Consider the following 20488-nt stretch of genomic DNA (forward strand, 5'->3'; position numbering starts at 1 on the left):
GGGCGGCGCTCGGCGCCCGCCCGTCGCTTCGTGCTCGATGTCCCCCGGTCGGAGGACGTCAGGGGACCTGCCAGCCGCGTTCGCGCAGGGCGTCGGCGAGCGGGGAGGCCGCATCCGGCTGGACCCACAGCTCGGCGATGCCCAGGGGCAGGCCGGGCGCGTGCTCCAGCCGCACGTCCTCGACGTTGACGCCGACCTCGTCGCACACCTGGAACAGCCGCGCGAGCTGCCCGGGACGGTCGCCGATGACCACCTGGACGACCACGTACGCGGGAGCGGGGCCGCCGTGCTTGCCCGGGATGCGCCCGTGCCCGGCGACGCCGCGCTTGAGCAGCTGGGTGAGGTCGCCGCTCGCGGTGCCGTCGCCCTCGGCCAGGGAGCGCAGCGCGGTCGCGGCCTCGGCCAGGTCGCGGGAGACCGCCTCCAGCACCTCGGCGACCGGGGTCGCGTTGCCCGACAGGATGCCGAGCCAGAGCCCGGGGTCGCCGCCCGCGATCCTGGTCACGTCGCGCACCCCCTGCCCGGCCAGGCCGAGCGCGACCTCGGTGGCGTCGGCCAGACGGGCCGCCACGGCCGAGGCGGCGACGTGGGGGGCGTGCGAGACGACGGCGACCGCCCGGTCGTGCTCCTCCGCGCCCACCTCGACGGGGTTGGCGCCGCACAGCTCGACCAGCTGGAGCACCGCCGCCCTGGCCTCGTCGGCGGCCTCGCCGGTCGGGCACAGCGCCCACGGCCGGCCGAGGAACAGGTCGGCCCTGGCCGCGCCCGGACCGGACTTCTCCCGCCCGGCCAGCGGGTGGGAGGCGACGTAGGTCGTCAGGTCGCAGCCGAGCCGCGCGGCCATGCGGATGGGCTCGGCCTTGACGCTGGCGACGTCGGTGTAGAAGCGGGCCGTGCCGCGGCTCTGCAGCTTCAGCAGCTCGTCGGCCACGTACGCCGGGGGCACCGCGATGACCGCCAGGTCGACCTGCCCGGCGGGCAGCCGCTCCGGCTCCCACTCCTCGCCCGCGCCCAGTTCCCTGGCCAGCCGGACGGCGGCCGGGTCGCGGTCGGCGAGCAGCACGCGAACGTCGTGCTTGCGCAGCGCCAGGGCCGCCGAGGTGCCGATGAGACCGGTGCCGACGACGAGCACGGTACGGAGTTCCGAGGCCATATCGATGTCCTGATTTATCGGGCTAGTGAGAGTGTTGCCTGCCGTGTCCGTCAGGCACGTGCCGCACGACGATCCGGCTCACGCCGGTCGCCTACTGGGCGATGTCCTGCCGCAGCGCCACCGCGCCCCGCAGATACACATGCTGCATCTCTGCCCGCGGACGGTCGGTCTCCACATGCGCCATCAGGCGCACCACGCGCGGCAGCGCCCCCGGCACGTCGATCTCGGTGCAGCAGATCAGCGGCACGTCGTGGAAACCCAGCTTGCGCGCCGCGAGGGCGGGGAACTCGGACTTCAGGTCGGGGGTGGCGGTGAACAGCACGCTGATCACGTCGTCGGTGGTCAGGCTGTTGCGCTCCATGATCGCCTGGACCAGCTCGGTCGTCCCTTGGATGATCGAGTCGCGGTCGTCGGCATCCACCTGGATCGCCCCGCGGATCGCCCGCACCATGAGCCCTTTTCCCCTTCCATAGCGGGAGAGCCCGTGCGGAGATGCGCACGGGCCCCTGCGTTCCGGCCAGATTACAGCTTCACGGCCGCGTAAAGCTCGCCGACCTCCTTCAGGCTCAGCGCGCGGACCGTGCCGGCCTTGGTGCGGCCCAGCTTCACCGGACCGAACTCGATCCGGGCCAGGTCGATGACCCGGTGACCGGCCTCCTCCAGCATGCGCCGCACGACGTGCTTGCGGCCCTCGTGCAGCACCACCTCGACCAGCGCCTGCTGGCCGTGCTCCTGGACGATGGCGAAGCTGTCGGCCTTGGCGATGCCGTCCTCCAGCTCGATGCCCTGCTTGAGCCTGCGGCCCAGGTCGCGCGGGATCGGCCCCGGCACCTTGGCCCAGTACTTCTTCTGCACCCCGTAGCTCGGGTGCGTCAGCCGGTTGGCCAGCTCGCCGTCGTTGGTGAGCAGCAGCAGGCCCTCGGTCTCGGTGTCGAGCCGGCCGACGTGGAACAGGCGGGGCGCCAGCTCCTCGACGTAGTCGGCCAGGCACGGGCGGCCCTGCGGGTCGTCCATGGTGGACACTACGCCGATCGGCTTGTTGAGGGCGTAGTAGACGAGGTCGGGGGCGGTCGGGATGCGCTTGCCGTCGACGTGGATGACCTGGGCGGCGGGGTCGACCTTGGCGCCGAAGCGGCGCACGACCTGGCCGTTGACCGTGACGCGGCCGTCGCCGATCATCTCCTCGCAGGCGCGCCTGCTGGCCACGCCCGCCTGGGCGAGCACCTTCTGCAGGCGCACGCCGCCGGGCACCTCGGTGGTGTCGCGCTCGTCGGTGTAGTCGTCGTCGTAGAAGGCACGGTCGCGCAGCGGCTGGCGGGCGGCCTTGACGCGCCTGGCCTGCGGGCTGCTGGAGCCGCCCTCCGGGCGTCCGCTGCCGAGCGTCTGCACGTCGTCGCGCCTCGGGGTGCGCGGCTGCTGCCCGCGGGGGTTGTCCTCGCGCCTGCCGAAACGGGCGCGGCTGTTGCCGGCGGAGGCGGACCTGGGAGCGTCGTCCCTGCGCCCGCCGCGGTCGGCACGGAAGCCACCGCGCTCCTGACGCTCGCCGTCGCCGCCACGCACGGGACGCCCGCCGCCACGGGAGCCGGCGTAACCGCCACGCTCGTCGCGCCGGTCGCCCGCGTAGCCGCCGCGACCAGCGGCGGATCCGCCACGGCCGCCGGAGAACCCGCCACGGTCACCCGAGTAGCCACCGCGCTCGCCGGAGCTGCCGCCACGGTCGCCGGCGTAACCGCCGCGCGGGCCGGAGTTGCCACCACGGTCGCCGGAGTATCCGCTGCGGCCGCCGGAGTATCCGCCACGGTCGCCCGAGTACCCGCCGCGCTCGCCACCGGCGTGACCGCCGCGCTCGCCGCGCCGGTCGCCGCCGTAGCCGCCGCGCCGGTCGTCGCCGAACCTGCTCCGGTCGCCGGACCGGGAAGCCCCGCCGAAGCCCTCACCACGCGGCCGGTCCCCGCCCTCACGACGCGGACGCTCGAAACCGCCCTCACGGCGGGGCCGGTCGAAACCGCCCTCACCGCGCGGACGGTCGAAACGGTCGCCGCCGCGCGGGCCGCGGTCACCACGGTCGTCGCGGGGACGGTCGTCGCGGGGACGGTCGTCGCGGGGACGGTCGTCGCGGAAGCGGTCGCCGCGGTCGCCACCGGCGGGCCGGTCGGCGCGCTGGTAGCGGTCGTCGCGGTCGTCACGCGCCGGACGGTCCGCGCGGTCGCCGCGTGAGTAGCCGTCACGGTCACCACCGGAACGGCCGAAGCGGTCACCACCGGAAGCGGGCCGACCGGAACGGTCACCACCGAAACCAGGACGCCCGGAACGGTCACCACCGAAGCCGGGACGCCCGGAACGGTCACCGCCGGAACTGGGGCGACCCGAACGGTCACCACCGAAACCGGGGCGACCCGAACGGTCACCGCCGAAGCCGGAGCGCTCGCCGCCGGAGCGGCCGGAGCGGTCGCCGCCGGAGGCGGGACGGCCGGAGCGGTCGCCGCCGCGGGACCCGGAGTCCTGGCGGGCGCGGTCGTCGCGGTCGCCGAAGCGGGCGCGGGCGCCGCCGCGCTCGGCGCGAAGGGAGTCGCGGCGGGGGTCGTCCCCGCCGAAGCCGCCGCCGGAGCCGTCGCGGCGGTTGTCGTCGGAGCGGAAGGCGGGACGCCCGCCGCGGCCGGAGCCGCCGGTACGTCCACGACCGCGTCCATCACCGGACGGGGTGCTGCGCCTGTTGATCACTTTGTTGTCTCCTCGAGGTTCTCCACGTCGTCGGGGAGGAAGGGGGCGAGCTCGGGAAGCTCGCTCAGATCCCGCAGTCCCAGACGTTCCAGGAAGTATGAGCTTGTCCGGTAGAGCACTGCCTGGCTCTCCGGGTCGGTGCCGGCCTCCTCGACCAGCCCCCTGGCGACGAGCGTCCGCATGACGCCGTCGCTGTTGACGCCGCGTACGGCGGCGACACGGGCGCGGCTCACCGGTTGCCGGTAGGCCACGACCGCGAGGGTCTCCAGCGCGGCCTGGGTCAGCCGCGTCTGCTGGCCGTCGCGGACGAACCGCTCGACCAGCGCCGCGCAGTCGGCCCGCGTGTAGAAACGCCAGCCACCCGCGACTTCCCGCAGATCAAAACCCCGCCCGGCGGCCGTATATTCCGCCGCCAGCCCCCTGAGTGCCGCCGCGACCTCATGGGTGGGGCGCTCCAGCACCTGGGCCAGCGTGATCTCGGCGACGGGCTCGTCGACGACCATCAGGATGGCCTCCAGGGCCGCCTCAAGAGCGGGCCCCTCCACCTGAGCCTCCCCCTCCGGGGTGTCCTGCTGGTCTTCCTCCCGGTCGGCGGCGGTGTCCGCGGGCCGCTCGGGGCCCGCGGAAGGCGACTCGGGAAAGGTCGACTCGGACGACGGCGACTCGGACGACGGCGAGGGCTCCGGCGGCGCGACCGGCAATTCGGGGCCGGCGGGCAGGTCGGACGCCTCCTCCGGCGAGGACGGCTGCACGAGGGAGCCCGGGAGCGTCATCCAGGCGGGCAGCGGTGACCCCGAGTCGGGGGCCTTGCGGGGGCCCGGCAGGGGGTTGGGGTTGTCAGTCATTCGATGGTTTCTCCGCGGATTCCTCGTAGTCGTCCCCCACCGCGACGTCGCCGTCGTCGGCGCCCGTCCAGGTCACGTGGAGCTCTCCCAGCGCCTCGACCTGCTCGAACGTCACCGCGGACTCCCGGAACAGCTCCAGCACGGCCAGGAAGCGGGCGATGACCTCGAAGGTGCCCTCGCAGTCGGCCGTCAGCGCGCGGAAGGTGGCCCGGCGCAGCCTGCGCAGGTGCATGACCAGGATGGCCGCCTGCTCCTTGACGCTGGCCAGCGGCTGGTAGATGTGGCCGACGCTGACGGTGGGCGGCAGTTTCGGGGTGAACGCCTTGGCCGCGATGCGGGCGAGCTGCTCGGGCCCGATGCCGAGGATGAGCTCGGGCAGCAGGTTGGCGAACTGCGGCTCCAGCGACACCGTGCGGGGGAAACGCAGGCTCTCCTCGGCCATCCGCCCCGCGAAGACCTTCGCGACCTCCTTGTACGCCTTGTACTGCAGCAGCCGGGCGAACAGCAGGTCTCTGGCCTCCAGGAGCGCGAGGTCCTCTTCGTCCTCCACCTCGCCGGACGGCAGCAGCCGGGCCGCCTTCAGGTCGAGCAGCGTGGCCGCGACCAGCAGGAAGTGGCTGGTCTGGTCGAGGTCCCACTCCGGGCCCTTGGACCGGATGTAGGCGATGAACTCGTCGGTGACCTTGGAGAGCGAGACCTCGGTGATGTCGAGCTTGTGTTTGGCGATGAGGCCGAGGAGCAGGTCGAAGGGGCCTTCGAAGACGTCCAGGTGTACCTGGAAGCCTTGGGGGGCCTCGGTCTGCTCTGCGGTCACCTGGCCATTGTCGCAGGAGCCGGCCAGCGCGAGAGCACCTCGCGGGCCAGTTCGCGGTAGGCGTTGGCGCCGAGGGACGACGGGTCGAAGGTGGTGATCGGCTCGCCGGCGACGGTGGCGTCGGGGAAGCGGACCGTACGGTTGATCACCGTGTGGAACACCTTGTCGCCGAACGCCTCCACCACGCGGGCCAGCACCTCGCGGCCGTGCAGGGTACGGGCGTCGTACATGGTGGCGAGCAGGCCCTCGATCTCAAGGTCTTCGTTGAGCCGCTCCTGGACCTTGGAGATGGTGTCCATGAGCAGCGCGACGCCGCGCAGCGCGAAGAACTCGCACTCCAGCGGCACCATGACGCCGTGGGCGCAGGTGAGCGCGTTGATGGTGAGCAGGCCGAGCGACGGCTGGCAGTCGATGAGGCAGACGTCGTAGTGCGGCAGCAGCGGCTTGATCACCCGGCCGAGCACCTGCTCGCGGGCGACCTCGGTGACGAGCTGCACTTCGGCGGCCGACAGGTCGATGTTGCTGGGCAGCAGGTCGAGGCCCTCGACGCCGGTCTCCAGCAGGACGTCCTCGGCGGTGACGCCGCGGTCCATCAGCAGGTTGTAGACGGTCAGGTCGAGCTGGAGCGGGTTGATGCCCAGGCCGACCGAGAGCGCGCCCTGCGGGTCGAAGTCGACCAGCAGCACCTTCAGCCCGCACTCGACCAGCGCCGCGCCCAGGTTGATGGTGGTGGTCGTCTTGCCGACGCCGCCCTTCTGGTTGACCATCGCGACCACTCGCGCCGGGCCGTGCACCTGCGGCGGGACCGGTTCAGGGAACACCGGTCGCGGGCGCTGGGTGGGGCCCAGGTTGACGCCGTTGGAAGGCGCGTTGGTCTTGGTGTCACCCCAGGGGTTGTCGGGGGTCCCCGGGGTCGAACCCTTGGTCGTCACAGTCACCAGCTCGAACCTCCCTGACGATCCCGAACCGGACCGTCCGGACGGACACTATGGCGTCACCACTAAACGCGGCAAGGCGGCACGCCGGGGCACCGCGCACGCGCAAAAGACTATAGATCACTGCCGGGCGCGCGGGTGCGCCGCGGCGTAGACCTCGCGGAGTTTGTCGACCGTCACCAGGGTGTAGACCTGCGTGGTCGTGACGGAGGCGTGGCCGAGCAGCTCCTGGACCACCCGGACGTCCGCGCCGCCGTCGAGCAGGTGGGTGGCGAAGGAGTGGCGCAGGACGTGCGGGCTGATGCCGGCCAGGCCGGCGCGTTCGGCCGCGGCCTGGAGCACTTCCCAGGCTCCCTGCCTGGTCAGCCGGCCGCCGCGGGCGTTGAGGAAGACCCCGGGGGTGCCGCGGCCGTGGGCCAGCAGGCCGGGCCTGGCGCGGACGAGGTAGGCGTCGAGCGCCGAGCGGGCGTAGCGGCCGAGCGGGACGACACGGGTGCGGCCGCCCTTGCCGCGCAGCCGCACCTGGTCGGGTTCGAGGTCGTCCACGGCCAGGCCGACGGCTTCTGAGATGCGGGCGCCGGTGCCGTACAGGACCTCCAGCAGGGCGCGGTTGCGCAGGGTGAGCGGGGCGCCGTCTGGGCCGGAGGCGGCGATGAGGCGTTCGACCTCGTCGACGGCGATCGCCTTGGGCAGCCTGCGGAGCTGGCGCGGCGGGCGCACCTCGTGGGCGGGGTCGTGGGCCGTGACGCCTTCGCGCAGGGCGAACCGGTGGAGCCCCCGTACGGCCGAGACGGCCCGCGCGGCCGAGCTGGCCACGAGGGCGGGATGTTCCCGGTCGCCCTCGCGCAGCGCGGCGAGGAAGGCCTGGACGTCGGCCTCCCCCACCTCGTCGAGCTTCAGCCGCCCGCGCGCCTGCAGATGTTCGAAGTATCGCCGCAGGTCACGGCGGTAGGACGCGAGCGTGTTGGCAGCCAGGCCCCGCTCCACCGCCAGATGGGCGAGGTAGCTGGAGAGAACCGCCTCCACGACATGGTCCTTCCGTCACGCCTCCGGGGCGTCGGCGGGGCGCAACAGGGCGAATCCCTCAACCGAAGCCGCATATGCGGCGAGGATACCGGCCACGGCCGGGGAATTGTGGATCATTCCCATGAGCGCCTTCTCGACCGCGTCGGACAGCGGCACCCATTCGACCGGCATGCCGATCTCCTCGTGCCGGTGGACGAAGGTGTTCTCCTCGTCGGGGATCCTGCTCAGGCCGCGGGCGAGGAAGACCCTGATCCGCTCGTCGGTCATGCCGGGAGAGGAGCGCAGGTCGACCAGGGTGTGCCAGGTGTCGGCGCGGTAGCCGGACTCCTCGGCGAGCTCGCGGGCCGCGGTGTCGGCGAGCGGTTCGCCCGCCACGTCGCGGATGCCGGCCGGCAGCTCCCACATGAGCTGCCGGGTGGGGTGGCGGTACTGCCTGATCATCAGGACGCGGTCGTGGTCGTCGAGCGCGAGCACGGCGACCGAGCCGGGGTGGACGACGTAGTCGCGGTCGGCGACCTCGTCCTGGGGCATCCTGACCGTGTCGGTGACGACCTTGATCACGTAGCCCTGGAAGTGCTCCTCGGACGCGACGACGTCCCACGCCTCGGGCGTGTCTCTGATCATGGTCGCACTCGCTTCCGGTTCTCCGTGGTCACGCGAGCCACCGCCGCCGGACCGGGGCTCGCCGCTGCGGTGACGTTCACTTGCCGACCTTGGTGGTCACGCGGCTGTCGGCGTAGGCGAGGGCGGCGCCGATGAGGCCCTTGAACATCGGGTTGGCCCGGGTGGGACGGGAGCGGAACTCGGGGTGCGCCTGCGTGCCGATGAAGAACGGGTGCACGTCGAGGGGCAGCTCGGTGTACTCCACCAGGCGGCCGTCGGGCGACAGGCCGGAGAAGACCAGGCCGACGTTCTCCAGGCGCTCGCGGTAGGCGTTGTTGACCTCGTACCTGTGACGGTGGCGCTCGTCGGCCTTGGCCTTGCCGCCGTAGAGCTGCCTGGCCAGGGTGCCCTCGCCGAGCTTGGCGGTGTAGCTGCCGAGCCGCATGGTGCCGCCCATGTCGCGCTCGCCGGCGACGACGTCCTCCTGGTCGGCCATGGTGGAGATGACCGCGTGCTTGGTGTCGGGGTCGAACTCGGCGGAGTTGGCGTCCTCGATGCCGGCCATGTTGCGGGCCGCCTCAATGACCATGCCCTGCATGCCGAGGCAGATGCCGAGCAGCGGGATCCGGCCCTCGCGGGCGTGCCGGATGGCGCCGATCTTGCCCTCGATGCCGCGCACGCCGAACCCGCCGGGGATCAGCACGCCGTCGACGCCGTCGAGCTCGCGCTCGGCGCCCTCGGGCGTCTCGCAGTCGTCGCTCTTGACCCAGCGGATGTTGACCCGCGCGTCGTTGGCGAAACCGCCGGCGCGCAGCGCCTCGGTGACCGACAGGTACGCGTCGGGCAGGTCGATGTACTTGCCGACCAGCGCGATCGTGACCTCCTTGGCCGGGCGGTGCACGCGGCGCAGGAGCTGCTCCCACTCCTTCCAGTCGACGTCGCGGAAGGGCAGGCCGAGGCGGCGCACGACGTAGGCGTCGAGGCCCTCGGCGTGCAGCACCTTGGGGATGTCGTAGATGGAGGCGGCGTCGACGGCGGAGACGACGGCGTCCTCGTCGACGTCGCACATGAGGCTGATCTTGCGCTTGATCGCCGTCTGGACCGGACGGTCGGAGCGCAGCACGATCGCGTCGGGCTGGATGCCGATGCTGCGCAGCGCGGCCACGCTGTGCTGGGTCGGCTTGGTCTTCAGCTCGCCGGACGGGCCGATGTAGGGCAGCAGCGACACGTGCAGGAAGAAGACGTTGTCGCGGCCGACCTCGTGCCTGATCTGGCGGACGGCCTCCAGGAACGGCAGCGACTCGATGTCGCCGACCGTGCCGCCGACCTCGGTGATGACGACGTCGACGTCGGGGCCGGCCATGCCCCGGATGCGGTCTTTGATCTCGTTGGTGATGTGCGGGATGACCTGGACGGTGTCGCCCAGGTATTCGCCGCGCCGCTCCTTGGCGATGACGTTGGAGTAGACCTGGCCGGTGGTGACGTTGGCCGAGCCGTGCAGGTCGGTGTCGAGGAACCGCTCGTAGTGGCCGACGTCGAGGTCGGTCTCGGAGCCGTCGTCGGTGACGAAGACCTCGCCGTGCTGGAACGGGTTCATCGTGCCGGGGTCGACGTTGAGGTAGGGGTCGAGCTTCTGCATGGTGACCCGGAGACCGCGCCCCTTGAGCAGCCGGCCGAGGCTGGAGGCCGTGAGCCCCTTGCCGAGACTGGAGGCGACACCGCCGGTGACGAACAGATGCTTGGTTTGCGATGCGCTGCGCAAAGGGGCTCCCGTGGCTCGAATGGTGGCCGAAGTGTCCACGGGCTCTCAGGATATCAAACAACGCCCCTCACATGCCCGAACGGCATGACCTGGCGGTAACTTTGGGCCCTATGTCACTAGTACGCCGGGCCATGGGCGCGCTGATTCACCGTGCGTACGCGGCGATCCGCCACGCCGGGGCGATCACCCCGGACTCCACGGCGGGTTACCGTTTCCGCCGGATCGGCGAGGGAGTCAGCATCGCCTTCCCACCGGGGGCGATCTTCGGCGAGCGGTGGATCGAGATCGGCGAGCACACGCTGATCGGCGAGCGCGTGTCGATCTCCTGCGGCATGTGGCCGGGCGTCGAGCTCGGCCCGGACTCGATCCTGCGGATCGGCGGCTCGTGCTCGATCGGCAGGGGCTCGCACATCGTGGCCCACCAGTCGATCGACATCGGCGACCACGTCTTCACCGGCCCGTACGTCTACATCACCGACCAGAACCACGTCTACGACGACCCCGAGACGCCGATCGGGCGGCAGTGGCCGCGCAACAGCCCGGTCTCGATCGGCGCCGGCTCCTGGCTCGGCACGGGCGCGATCATCCTGCCGGGCACGGTCCTCGGGCGGCAGTGCGTGGTGGCCGGGGGCGCGGTGGTGCGCGGCGAGTTCCCCGACCACAGCGTGGTCGCCGGGGTGCCCGCCAAGCGCGTCCGCGGGTACACGCCGGAGCTCGGCTGGCACGCCCCCGGCGCGGCCGAGGCGGCCGCCGCGATCGCTCTGGCGCTCGACGGGCAGTCCGGGCCGTCCTGAGGTCCGGGACGTACGGGCCCGGGAACGGGGATGGACCGAACAAGCTTCTGGAGGTTAGCGTCGGTGCATGCGGACCGCCATCTGTGAGCGCCTGGGCGTCGAGTTCCCGTTGTTCGCCTTCAGCCACTGCCGCGACGTGGTGGCCGCGGTCACGAACGCGGGCGGGTTCGGGGTGCTGGGGGCCGTCGCGTACTCCCCGGAGCGGCTGGACGCCGAGCTGACCTGGATCGACGAGCGGGTGGGCGGGCGGCCGTACGGGGTGGACGTGCTCGTCCCCGGCCGGATCGACGCCTCGGCGCTCGACCTGCGGGCCCACCTGCTGGACTTCGTGCCCGACCGCCACCGCGACTTCGTCGCCCACCTGCTGTCCAAGTACGGCGTGAACGCGCCGCCGCAGCCCCTGAGCGCGGTGGCCGACGAGTTCGGCCGGCGGGTGACGGCACCGGGGGCGACCGCGCTGGTCGACGTGGCGCTCAAGCATCCGATCGGGCTCATCGCCAGCGCTCTCGGACCGCCGCCGCCGGAGATGCTGGCGGGCGCCAGGGCGGCGGGCGTGCCGGTGGCCGCGCTGGTCGGAACCGTGGAGCACGCCCGCAGGCAGGTGGCGGCCGGGGCGGACATCGTCGTGGCCCAGGGCACCGAGGCGGGCGGCCACACCGGCGAGATCTCTACGATGGTGCTCGTGCCGCAGGTCGTGGACGCGGTCGCGCCGGTCCCGGTGCTGGCCGCGGGCGGCATCGCCTCGGGACGCCAGATGGCCGCGGCCATGGCGCTCGGGGCCGAGGGCGTCTGGTGCGGCTCGGTGTGGCTGACCACCGAGGAGGCGGAGACGTCGCCCGCGCTGCGGCGCAAGCTGCTGGCCGCCTCGTCGCTGGACACCGTCCGGTCCCGGTCGCGTACGGGCAAGCCGGCGCGGCAGCTCAGGTCGGCCTGGACCGAGGAGTGGGACTCCGGGCAGGAGAGCCCGGGGCCGCTGGGCATGCCCCTGCAACTGCTGCTGGCCGAGGGGGCGATGGCCCGCATCGGCGCGGCGGCCGACCGCGGCGACCCCGGGGCCGTGGAGCTCGTCACCTACTACGTGGGCCAGGTGGTGGGCCAGCTCGACCGGGTGCGGCCGGCCCGTGACGTCGTGTACGACATGATCAGCGAGTTCACCGACGCCGTGGCCCGCCTCTCGTCGTCCTGAGTGGTTCCTCCCGGATGGCCCGGTAGCATGCGCGTGTGGTCGGGACACCGCCTGAGCTGGAGCGTGGCACCGGGGTTCCCGCGCACACGCAGATCGAGCAGTGGCTGCTGGCGGCGATCTCCTCCGGCGAGATGGCCCCGGGCGACCGGCTGCCCGGCGAGCGGGAGCTGGCCGCGCGCCTCGGCGTGAGCCGGATGACCCTGCGCCAGGCCCTGGCCACCCTCGAACGCGACGGCGTGCTGATCAGGCTCCCCGGCAGGTCGGGCGGCGCGTTCGTGGCCGAGCCGCGCATCGAGTGCGACCTGACGGGCCTGGCCGGGTTCACCGAGCAGATGCGCCGCGCCCACCTGCGGGCCGAGGCGCGGATCCTGACGGCCGCCACCGTGCCCGCGCCGGCGGCCGTGGCCGCCGCGCTCGGCGTCGGGCCGGGCGAGCCGGTGCACGAGGTGGCCCGGGTGCGGTCGGCGGGCCGTTCGCCGGTGGCCCTCGAACGGTCCTTCTTCCCCGCGCTGCCCGGCTTCCTGGACGAGGACCTCGGCGGCTCGCTCTACGCCCTGCTGGCCGGCCGCTACGGGCTGGAGCCGCGGACCGCGGTCGAGCACCTGGACCCGGTGATCGCCGGTCCTGAGGAGGCGGCCGAGCTGGGCATCGCGGCGGGCGCGCCGCTCATGCTGATCGAGCGCACGGCCTACGCCGCCGACGGCGCCCCCGTCGAGTACGCCCGCGACCTGTTCCGCCCCGACCGGGTGCGCCTGTCGGTGCGCAGCGGCGTCACCGCACCCGCGACCCCGCCGGGTCGTGCAGCGGCTCCCTGACCACGACGCCCGGCACCCACTCCCCCTCGACCTCGACCTCCACCTCGGCCCCCGGCCCGACCGGCAGGTACGCGTAGGCGATCGACTGCTCGACCGTGTACCCGTAGCCGCCGGAGGTGACCCGGGCCACGACCTGGCCGTCCACCCGTACGGGCTCGTTGCCCAGGGCGACCGCCCGCGGGTCGGTCAGGGTGAGGCAGCGCAGGCGGCGGGCCGGGTCGGGATCGAGGGCGTCGCGGCCGAGGAAGTCCTTGCCGGGCTTGACGCAGAACCCGAGCCCGGCCTCGTACGGCGTCGTCCCGGGCCCGATGTCGGCGCCCCACACCCGGTAACCCTTCTCCAGCCGCAGGCTGTCGATGGCCCGGTAGCCGCCCGCGACCAGCCCGTACGGCTCGCCCGCCCGCCACAGCGTCTCCCACAGCGCGAGCCCGTACTCGCTGGAGCAGTACAGCTCCCAGCCGTGCTCCCCCACGAACGTCACCCGCAGCGCCAGCGCGGGCACGTCGCCCACGGTGAGCTCACGGGCGGACATGAACGGGAGGTCCGGCGGGTCCGGGGTCAGCCCGGCCAGGATGTCGCGGGCCTTTGGGCCCCACAGGGCGAAACACGCGTACTGGCCGGTGACGTCGGCGATCCTGGCCGTCGAGCCGGTGAGCGCGGCCTGCCGGCGCAGCCAGGCGAGGTCGCGGGAGCCGGACGCGGTGCCGGTGACGATCAGGAACTCCTGCTCGCCGCGCCGGGTGACGGTGAAGTCGCACTCGATGCCGCCGCGCCGGTTCAGCGCCTGGGTGTAGGTGACGGCGCCCACCTGGCGGGCCACGTGGTTGTCGCACACCCATTCCAGCAGGGCGGCGGCGTCCGGACCGGTGACCTCGATCTTGGCGAAGGAGCTCTCGTCGAACAGCCCGGCCGTGCTGCGGGTGGCGCGGTGCTCGGCCCCGACGGCGGGCGACCACAGGCGTCCGGCCCAGCCGCGGGGGCGTTCCTCCTCGTCGCCGGGGGCGGCGGAGTAGTGGTTGACCCGCTCCCAGCCGGCCTTCTCGCCGAAGACGGCCCCGTGGGCGGCGTGCCAGGAGTAGGCGGGCGAGACCCGCAGCGGGCGTCCGGCCGCGCGCTCGTGGCCCGGGTAGCGGATGTCGTAGTACGTCTCGTAATTCTCGACCGAGCGTTTGACCGTGTACGACGGCGACCGGTACTGGCCGCCGAAGCGGCGCACGTCCATGTGGTGGACGTCCATGCCGGGGTCGCCGTCGACGATCCAGTCGGCCATGACCCTGCCGATGCCGCCCGCGCCGGCGATGCCGTGGGCGCAGAACCCGGCCGCCACGAAGAACCCGCCCACCTCGGTCTCCCCCAGGCAGAACTCGTTGTCCGGGGTGAACGCCTCCGGCCCGTTGATCAGCTTGCGGATGCCGACGTCGGCCATCGCGGGCACCCGGATCCTGGAGTTGGCGGAGATCTCCTCCAGGCGCGGCCAGTCCTCGGGCAGCAGCCTGCCGTTGAAGTCGGCCGGCACGGCGTCGTAGGAGGTCGCGGAGGCGGTCCAGGGGGCGCAGGTGCGCTCGTAGCCGCCCATGACCAGGCCGCGCACCTCCTGCCGGTAGTAGACGAGCAGGTCGGGGTCGCGCAGCGTAGGCAGGACGGGGTGGTCGTGGCAGGCGTCGGTGACGACGTACTGGTGGGACATCGGCACGATCGGGATGCGCACCCCGGCCATGCGGCCGATCTCGGCGGCGAACATGCCGCCGCAGTTGACCACGATCTCGCAGGCGATGTCCCCCTGGTCGGTGCGGACGCCGGTGACGCGCCCACGCTCGACGTCGATGCCCAGCACCCGCGTACGGGTGCGCAGGCGGGCGCCGCCCTCGCGGGCGCGGGCGGCCAGGGCGTAACACAGCATCGAGGGGTCGATCTGGCCGTCGGTCGGCAGGTACGCCGCCCCCACCACCCCCGACGGGTCCATCAGCGGGAACAGCTCCACCGCCGCGGCGACCGGGATCTCCTCCAGCGGCAGCCCGAACGTCCTGGCCCAGCCGATCTGGCGGCGGATCTCGGCCATCCGCTCGGGGCTGGAGGCCAGCTTGAGGCCGCCGCACTCGGTCCAGCCGGCGTCGAGGGTGCGGTAGAGCTCGACGGAGTACTGGTTCATCCGGGTCAGGGTGGGGTCGGAGCGGAGCTGGCCGACCAGGCCCGCCGAGTGGAAGGTGGAGCCGCTGGTGAGCTCGTCCCGCTCCAGCAGGACGACGTCGCGTTCGCCGCGCAGGGTGAGGTGGTAGGCGACGGACGCGCCGCCCACCCCGCCGCCGATGATCACGATGCGGGCCGAGTCGCTCATGGTCGCGAGGCTAACCCGCGTACCGTAAAAGGTCTAGACCGTTTAGGACGGCGGAGCTAGCATCGATCATGGCGATCGCCCGGGTCCTCGACCGCATCCCGCTGCTGTCCGGCCTGCCGCGCTCCGTCGAGGAGCTGCCCGGCGGGATGACCAACCGCAACTACAAGGTCACCACCCCGGACGGGGTCTACGTCGTGCGGGTGGCCGCCAGCGACGGCTCCCTGCTGGGCATCGACAAGGACGCCGAGCACGCCGACTCGCTCGCCGCCGCGCGGGCCGGGGTCGGGGCGCCCGTGCACGCCTACCTGCCGGAGGCGGGCGTGCTGGTGATCGGGTTCCTGCCGGGCCGGACGTTCACCGAGGCCGACCTGTGGGAGCCGGCGAACCTGGCGCGGGTGGCGGAGGTGTGCCGGCGGCTGCACGCGGGGCCGCGCTTCGTCCGCGATTTCGACATGTTCGAGGTGCAGCGGGGGTATCTGCGGATCGTCCAGGAGCGAGGTTTCCGACTTCCTGCGAAATATCTGGATTTCATGCCCGTCGTCGCAGAAATCAGGAAATGTCTGGCGGTACGCGCCGAGCCCACCGTCCCCTGCCACAACGATCTCCTCCCCGGCAACATCGTCGAGAGCGGCGACCGCCTGCACCTCATCGACTACGAGTACGCCGGCAACAACGACCCCTGCTTCGAGCTGGGCAACCTCTGGAGCGAGGCCGACCTGCCGCCCGGCCACCTGGAGGAGCTCGTCACCGCCTACTACGGCCGCCGCCTGCGCCACCGGATCGCCCGCGCCCGGCTGCTCGGCCTGATGTCCAAGTACGGCTGGACCCTGTGGGCCTCGATCCAGGACGGCGCCAACGACACGATCGACTTCGACTTCTGGTCCTGGGGCATGGAGAAGTACGAGCGTGCGGCGGCCGAGTTCACCCGGCCGGGCCTGACCCGCGTGATGGAGGCCGCGGCGGGGGCAGACTAGGGGGATGTTCGCCGCGCTGACCGGCCTCGGCCTCTCCACCGCCGCCGGCCTTAACGCCTACATCCCGCTCCTGGTCGTGGGCGTGCTGGCCAACCTCACCGACAAGGTGCGGCTGCCCGACGGCTACGCCTGGCTGTCGAACTGGGGCGTGCTGGCGATCATCGCGGTGCTGCTGCTCGCCGAGATGGTGCTCGACAAGGTGCCGGCCGTCGACACCGTCAACGACGCCATCCAGACCGTGGTGCGCCCGGCCGCGGGCGGCGTGGTCTTCTCCGCCACCAACCCCGCCGCCGAGCTCGACCACTCGACCTGGATGACCGAGAACCCGTGGGCCGGCTGGCTGCTGGGCATCGTGATGGCGCTGGCCGTCCACACGCTGAAGGCGACGGCCCGTCCGGTGATCAACGCGGGCACGGCGGGGGTGGGCGCGCCCGTGGTGAGCACCGCCGAGGACGCCGGCTCGCTCGGCATGAGCCTGATCGCGGTGTTCCTGCCGGTGCTGGTGATCGTCGCGCTGCTGCTGTTCGTCCTGTTCGCGTGGTGGACCTTCCGGCGGGTACGCCGGCTGCGCGCCCGGCGCAGGATCAGGAGGAATCCACCCGCAGGCTGAGTGCGTCTCACCCTGCGGGCTGATCCGCCGCCCCGTCCGGCGCTCCTACGGTGTTCCCTCATGAAGCGAGTCATCATCACGGGGGGAGTCGCTGCTCTCGGGCTGGCCGCGGCGCTCGCGCCCGTCCCGGCGTCGGCGTCCGCGCAGGCGAGCGTCACGGTCGTCGCCGCCAAGCTCGACGGCCCGCGCGGCCTGGCCTTCGGCCCCGACGGCGCCCTGTACGTCGCCGAGTCCGGTTCCGGCGGCACGATCAAGTGCGCGACCGTGCCCGCCGAGCCGGGCGGCGAGGCGAGCAAGGTGTGCCTCGGCCTCACCGGGAAGATCTCCAAGCTGGCCGACGGCACGCTGACCACCGTCGTCAAGGACCTGCCCTCGGCCGGCTCCGACAGGCTCGGCACCGGCCCGCACGACGTCGCCTTCGCCGCGGACGGCTCCATGCTGGTGCCCGTCGGCCTGGGCGGCAACGGCAAGCTGCGGGCCGACCTCGGCCCCAAGGCCCGCACCCTCGGCACGCTGCTGAAGATCAAGGATGGGAAGTCGTCCGTCATGGGCGACCTGCTGGCGTTCGAGGTCAACCACAACCCCGACAAGAAGGACAAGGGCAGCGCGATCGACTCGTACCCGTTCGCGGTCGTGCCGACCCCGCAGGGCGGCGCGCTGGTCACCGACGTGGGCGGTAACGACGTGCTCCAGGTCAGCGCGTCGGGCAAGGTGACGCTGCGGGCGGTGTTCCACGCGCGCAAGGTCGCGGCCCCGGCCATGCTCAAGCTGCCCAAGGGCAGCAAGGTGCCGATGCAGTCGGTGCCGATGGGCATCGCGGCCGCCCCCGACGGCTCGTACTACGTGGCGGAGCACGCCGGGTTCCCGCAGCCCGAGGGCGTGGCCAGGGTGTTCAGGCTGGCCGGGAAGAAGGCCGAGACCGCCGTCAAGGGCTTCACCACCGCGGTCGACGTCGCCTTCGACGCCTCGGGCCGCCTCCTCGTGCTCGGCTCGGTCGGCCCGGTGCCCGCCGACCACCAGCCCCGTACGTCGCTCTACCGCATCGAGGCCGACGGCACGCGCACCGAACTGCTCAAGCCGGGCACGCTGACCGTGCCGCTGGGCATGGCGGTCGCCGGCGACGGTTCGGTCTACGTGTCGAACAAGGGCTTCACCCCCGGCAAGGGCGAGATCGTCCGGGTGGAGCTGCCCGCATAGACGTGTGAGCGCCATGGCCCCCAACCCCCGTGGCGCGCTCACACGGAGGGCCCGGCAGCAGCGTCCGCGCTGCCGGGCCCTTCACCATGTCGTCACCATGTCGTCACCATGTCGTCACCATGTCGTCACCATGTCGGTCAACGTCCGTCAACGCGCCCTCAGCCAGCCCTCCAGCACGCGGACGAACTCCGCCGGGCGCTCCTCGTGCAGCCGGTGGCCCGAGCCCTCCCAGCACACGACCTTCGAGTCCGGATGCTTGAGCAGCCCGGACTCCCACGCCGCGCGTCCCGGGTCGGCCCAGATCGACAACACCGGGCAGCCCCGGCGGGCCAGGTACTCGTCGCTGGCCGGCCGCACGCCGATGGCCCCCGGGGCGGTGAACATGGCCTCGAACGCCTCGGCCAGCACGTGCGGGGGCATGCCGGACAGGCGCCGTTTGTGCCAGCGCCGGATGACGGCGGGGGTCGCTGAGGTGGTGCACCACCGGTCGATCTCCTCGGCGGCGGCGTGCGGGTGCGCGCCGCGCAGGCCCGCGATCATGCCGGGGAAGCCCGCGGCGAGGTCCTGGCTCATGCCGTAGCCGGGGTCGAGGGTGACCAGCGCCCGTACGCGGCCCGGATGCTCGACCGCGAGGATCGAGACGACCTGGCCGCCCATGGAGTGGCCGACCGCGACCACCTCGGGGACGTCCAGGCGGTCGAGCAGCGTGTTCAGGTCCTCGGCCATCGCCTGGGGGGTGTTGCCGGTCTCCGGGACCGAGGAGTAGCCGTGGCCGCGCAGGTCCACGGCGATGACGCGGTGGCGGGCGGCCAGGGCGTCGAGGTGCCAGGACCACTGGTGGGAGTCGGCGCCCCAGCCGTGCACGAGCAGCAGCGGCGGGTCGCCGGCGCCGTCGTCGGTGTAGAAGAGGCTGATGGTTGCCGAAATTTTGGCGTACGGCATGAAAAATCCCCTTATTTGAGGGCGCGGATGGCGGCGCACACCCGGTCCGTGGCGTCGGCGGCGGCGGGCAGGACCGGGCCCGTGCCGAAGAAGCCGTGGAACAGGCCCTCGTACCGGACGCACTCCGCCTCGACCCCGGAGTGGCGCAGGTGGCGGGCGTACGCCTCGCCCTCGTCGCGCAGCGGGTCGTGCCCGGCCGTGATCACCAGGGCCGGCGGCAGGCCGCTCACGTCCGCGCCCAGGGGCGAGCTGTACGGCTCCCCGCGCCGCTCCCGGTCGGGCTGGTAGCAGTCCCAGAACCACCGCATGTGCGCCGTCGTCAGGAAATATCCCTCGCCGTTCTGGTCGTACGAGGGCCAGTGGCGGACGGCGTCCGTCGCGGGATAGACCAGCACCTGCAGCACGATCGGCGGCCCGCCCTCCTCGCGCGCCCGCAGGCAGGTGACGGTGGCGAGGTTGCCGCCCGCGCTGTCGCCCGCCACCACCAGCGCCCCCGGGTCGGCGCCGAGCCCGGCCGCGTGCTCGTGGGCCCACCGGGTGACGGCGAAGGCGTCCTCGACGGCGGCCGGATAGGGGTGCTCGGGCGCGAGCCGGTAGTCGGCGGCGACCACCACCGCCCCGGACCCGGCGCAGATCTGCCGGCAGACGCCGTCGTGGCTGTCCAGCGACCCCAGGGTGAACCCGCCGCCGTGGAAGTACACGACGAGCGGCCGCCTCTCAGGGCCCTCCGGCGGCCAGTAGACCCGCACGGGGACGCCCGCCGCGTCGCGGTCCTCCACCCGGCCCACGGGCACCGGCTCCGGGCTCGGGACCGAGGCCAGCACCCGCCGCGCCTCCTCCGGGTCCCAGGGGCCCTCGCCCTTGGGGAAGAACTCGCTCATCAGGTCGATGACCGCGCGGGTCGGCTCGTCAACGGCCATCTCCGGCCTCCTCCCGCGCGGCGGGAGCGGCCTCGCGCGGGACGGAGCCGAGCAGGGCCGTCTCCCCCGCCGTCCAGCCGCCGTCGATCGCCAGCTCCGCGCCCGTGACGTACGAGGCCGCGTCGGACAGCAGGAACGCGATGGCCTCGGCGACCTCCTCGGGCTCACCCCATCGCCCGGCGGCGGCCAGCGGGAACGTGCCCTCGCCCGAGACCGCGCCCAGCGAGGCCGTCATCGGGGTGACGATCATCCCGGGATGCACCGAGTTCACCCTGATACGGTCCCGCCCGAACTCCAGCGCCGCGATCTTGGTCAGCCCGCGTACGCCCCACTTCGACGCTCCGTACCCGCCCGTGCCGGGCAGGGCGGTCAGCCCCGCGACCGACGAGAGGTTCACCACGGCCCCGCCGCCGGACGCCCGCATGGCCCCGGCCACGGCCTTCAGCCCGAGGAACACGCCGACCAGGTTCACCTGGAGCACCCGCTCGAACTCCGCCAGGGTCTGCTGCTCGATGGTCCGCACGGTGACGATCCCGGCGTTGTTCACCAGCCCGTCGAGCCGGCCGTGCGCCTCGACGGCCGCGGCCACGACGGCCGCCCACTGCTCCGGGTCCGTCACGTCGTGCGGGACGAACGTGCCCCCGACGTCCTTGGCGGTGGCCGTCCCCTCCTCGGTGAGCACGTCGGTGAGCACGACCCGCGCCCCGGCCGCCGCGCACCGGCGGGCCGTGGCCGCGCCCATGCCCCGGGCGGCGCCCGTGATGATCACTACCTTGCCGTCGAGCACGCGCACCCCTCATCCGAGACGACCGAACATGTGCACTGAAACACGCGCCCACGTCCCCGATCAAGGGCT

The 20488-nt window shown here is 72.9% G+C and carries 19 protein-coding genes; 6 read left to right on the forward strand and 13 right to left on the reverse strand.

Translation table 11 applies throughout. From position 1 onward, the window contains the following. Positions 1-58 precede the first annotated feature (58 nt). From ABT158_RS27780 to pyrG, 9 genes are all read right to left on the reverse strand, one after another. On the reverse strand, positions 59-1153 hold the full coding sequence (locus ABT158_RS27780; RefSeq protein WP_352358203.1) for a prephenate dehydrogenase: 1095 nt from the start codon (positions 1151-1153) through the stop codon (positions 59-61). A 91-nt stretch (positions 1154-1244) separates the two neighbouring features. Further along, the gene (aroH, locus tag ABT158_RS27785) at positions 1245-1604 is read right to left on the reverse strand and encodes a chorismate mutase (protein ID WP_352321915.1); all 360 of its coding nucleotides are present in this window, start codon (positions 1602-1604) and stop codon (positions 1245-1247) included. 71 nt (positions 1605-1675) lie between these two features. Next, positions 1676-3874, reverse strand: coding sequence for a pseudouridine synthase (locus ABT158_RS27790; protein ID WP_352358206.1), 2199 nt, complete (start codon positions 3872-3874; stop codon positions 1676-1678). Continuing rightward, complete coding sequence (scpB, locus tag ABT158_RS27795) at positions 3871-4419, reverse strand: SMC-Scp complex subunit ScpB (protein ID WP_352358454.1); 549 nt, start codon at positions 4417-4419, stop codon at positions 3871-3873. Before scpB ends, ABT158_RS27790 begins: the two co-directional genes overlap by 4 nt. Positions 4420-4711: 292 nt before the next feature. Then, a complete protein-coding gene (locus ABT158_RS27800) occupies positions 4712-5533 on the reverse strand; it encodes a segregation and condensation protein A (protein WP_352358208.1) in 822 nt (273 codons plus the stop codon). Beyond that, a complete protein-coding gene (locus ABT158_RS27805) occupies positions 5530-6465 on the reverse strand; it encodes a ParA family protein (RefSeq protein WP_387645452.1) in 936 nt (311 codons plus the stop codon). The genes ABT158_RS27800 and ABT158_RS27805 overlap by 4 nt, the downstream gene beginning before the upstream one ends. A gap of 123 nt (positions 6466-6588) precedes the next feature. Beyond that, complete coding sequence (locus ABT158_RS27810) at positions 6589-7494, reverse strand: site-specific tyrosine recombinase XerD (protein WP_352358212.1); 906 nt, start codon at positions 7492-7494, stop codon at positions 6589-6591. Between the two features lie 15 nt (positions 7495-7509). After that, positions 7510-8118, reverse strand: coding sequence for an NUDIX domain-containing protein (locus tag ABT158_RS27815; protein WP_352358214.1), 609 nt, complete (start codon positions 8116-8118; stop codon positions 7510-7512). 76 nt (positions 8119-8194) lie between these two features. After that, positions 8195-9859, reverse strand: coding sequence for a CTP synthase (gene pyrG, locus ABT158_RS27820; protein WP_352321926.1), 1665 nt, complete (start codon positions 9857-9859; stop codon positions 8195-8197). Positions 9860-9969: 110 nt separating this feature from the next. On the opposite strand from pyrG, the gene ABT158_RS27825 reads away from it, so the two are divergent. From ABT158_RS27825 to ABT158_RS27835, 3 genes are all read left to right on the forward strand, one after another. Continuing rightward, entirely contained in the window at positions 9970-10653 is a 684-nt protein-coding gene (locus tag ABT158_RS27825; RefSeq protein ID WP_352358217.1) for an acyltransferase, read from the forward strand. A gap of 67 nt (positions 10654-10720) precedes the next feature. Continuing rightward, entirely contained in the window at positions 10721-11839 is a 1119-nt protein-coding gene (locus ABT158_RS27830) for an NAD(P)H-dependent flavin oxidoreductase (RefSeq protein WP_352358219.1), read from the forward strand. Positions 11840-11874: 35 nt separating this feature from the next. Beyond that, a complete protein-coding gene (locus ABT158_RS27835; RefSeq protein WP_352358221.1) occupies positions 11875-12654 on the forward strand; it encodes a GntR family transcriptional regulator in 780 nt (259 codons plus the stop codon). Here the strand turns inward: ABT158_RS27835 and ABT158_RS27840 are convergent. Next, entirely contained in the window at positions 12611-14989 is a 2379-nt protein-coding gene (locus ABT158_RS27840) for a GcvT family protein (RefSeq protein ID WP_352358223.1), read from the reverse strand. The genes ABT158_RS27835 and ABT158_RS27840 overlap by 44 nt on opposite strands. 68 nt (positions 14990-15057) lie before the next feature. Here ABT158_RS27840 and ABT158_RS27845 point away from each other — a divergent pair, with 68 nt between their 5' ends. From ABT158_RS27845 to ABT158_RS27855, 3 genes are read left to right on the forward strand one after another with little or no spacing between them, the layout of a single operon-like run. Beyond that, positions 15058-15963, forward strand: coding sequence for a phosphotransferase (locus ABT158_RS27845; RefSeq protein WP_352358225.1), 906 nt, complete (start codon positions 15058-15060; stop codon positions 15961-15963). Positions 15964-15967: 4 nt separating this feature from the next. Then, a complete protein-coding gene (locus tag ABT158_RS27850; protein ID WP_352358227.1) occupies positions 15968-16573 on the forward strand; it encodes a DUF4126 domain-containing protein in 606 nt (201 codons plus the stop codon). 60 nt (positions 16574-16633) lie between these two features. After that, on the forward strand, positions 16634-17770 hold the full coding sequence (locus tag ABT158_RS27855; RefSeq protein WP_352358229.1) for a ScyD/ScyE family protein: 1137 nt from the start codon (positions 16634-16636) through the stop codon (positions 17768-17770). Positions 17771-17917: 147 nt separating this feature from the next. Here ABT158_RS27855 and ABT158_RS27860 read toward each other — a convergent pair whose 3' ends face one another. From ABT158_RS27860 to ABT158_RS27870, 3 genes are read right to left on the reverse strand one after another with little or no spacing between them, the layout of a single operon-like run. Continuing rightward, the gene (locus tag ABT158_RS27860) at positions 17918-18712 is read right to left on the reverse strand and encodes an alpha/beta fold hydrolase (RefSeq protein WP_352358231.1); all 795 of its coding nucleotides are present in this window, start codon (positions 18710-18712) and stop codon (positions 17918-17920) included. Positions 18713-18723: 11 nt separating this feature from the next. Further along, positions 18724-19632, reverse strand: coding sequence for a LipP1 family hormone-sensitive lipase (gene lipP1, locus ABT158_RS27865; RefSeq protein WP_352358233.1), 909 nt, complete (start codon positions 19630-19632; stop codon positions 18724-18726). Beyond that, the gene (locus tag ABT158_RS27870) at positions 19622-20419 is read right to left on the reverse strand and encodes a glucose 1-dehydrogenase (protein WP_352358235.1); all 798 of its coding nucleotides are present in this window, start codon (positions 20417-20419) and stop codon (positions 19622-19624) included. The genes lipP1 and ABT158_RS27870 overlap by 11 nt, the downstream gene beginning before the upstream one ends. Positions 20420-20488: the final 69 nt, after the last annotated feature.

Origin of the sequence: Nonomuraea sp. NPDC001636 (genome assembly GCF_040298265.1) — a bacterium.
In the GTDB taxonomy this organism is placed as follows: Bacteria; Actinomycetota; Actinomycetes; order Streptosporangiales; family Streptosporangiaceae; genus Nonomuraea.

Coding starts and splice junctions, on each gene's coding strand:
- ABT158_RS27860 (WP_352358231.1), bottom strand. CDS start 18,712: ATGCCGTACGCCAAAATTTCGGCAACCATCAGCCTCTTCTACACCGAC.
- ABT158_RS27815 (WP_352358214.1), bottom strand. CDS start 8,118: ATGATCAGAGACACGCCCGAGGCGTGGGACGTCGTCGCGTCCGAGGAG.
- ABT158_RS27850 (WP_352358227.1), top strand. CDS start 15,968: ATGTTCGCCGCGCTGACCGGCCTCGGCCTCTCCACCGCCGCCGGCCTT.
- aroH (WP_352321915.1), bottom strand. CDS start 1,604: ATGGTGCGGGCGATCCGCGGGGCGATCCAGGTGGATGCCGACGACCGC.
- ABT158_RS27845 (WP_352358225.1), top strand. CDS start 15,058: ATGGCGATCGCCCGGGTCCTCGACCGCATCCCGCTGCTGTCCGGCCTG.
- ABT158_RS27825 (WP_352358217.1), top strand. CDS start 9,970: ATGTCACTAGTACGCCGGGCCATGGGCGCGCTGATTCACCGTGCGTAC.
- ABT158_RS27830 (WP_352358219.1), top strand. CDS start 10,721: ATGCGGACCGCCATCTGTGAGCGCCTGGGCGTCGAGTTCCCGTTGTTC.
- lipP1 (WP_352358233.1), bottom strand. CDS start 19,632: ATGGCCGTTGACGAGCCGACCCGCGCGGTCATCGACCTGATGAGCGAG.
- ABT158_RS27840 (WP_352358223.1), bottom strand. CDS start 14,989: ATGAGCGACTCGGCCCGCATCGTGATCATCGGCGGCGGGGTGGGCGGC.
- ABT158_RS27855 (WP_352358229.1), top strand. CDS start 16,634: ATGAAGCGAGTCATCATCACGGGGGGAGTCGCTGCTCTCGGGCTGGCC.
- ABT158_RS27780 (WP_352358203.1), bottom strand. CDS start 1,153: ATGGCCTCGGAACTCCGTACCGTGCTCGTCGTCGGCACCGGTCTCATC.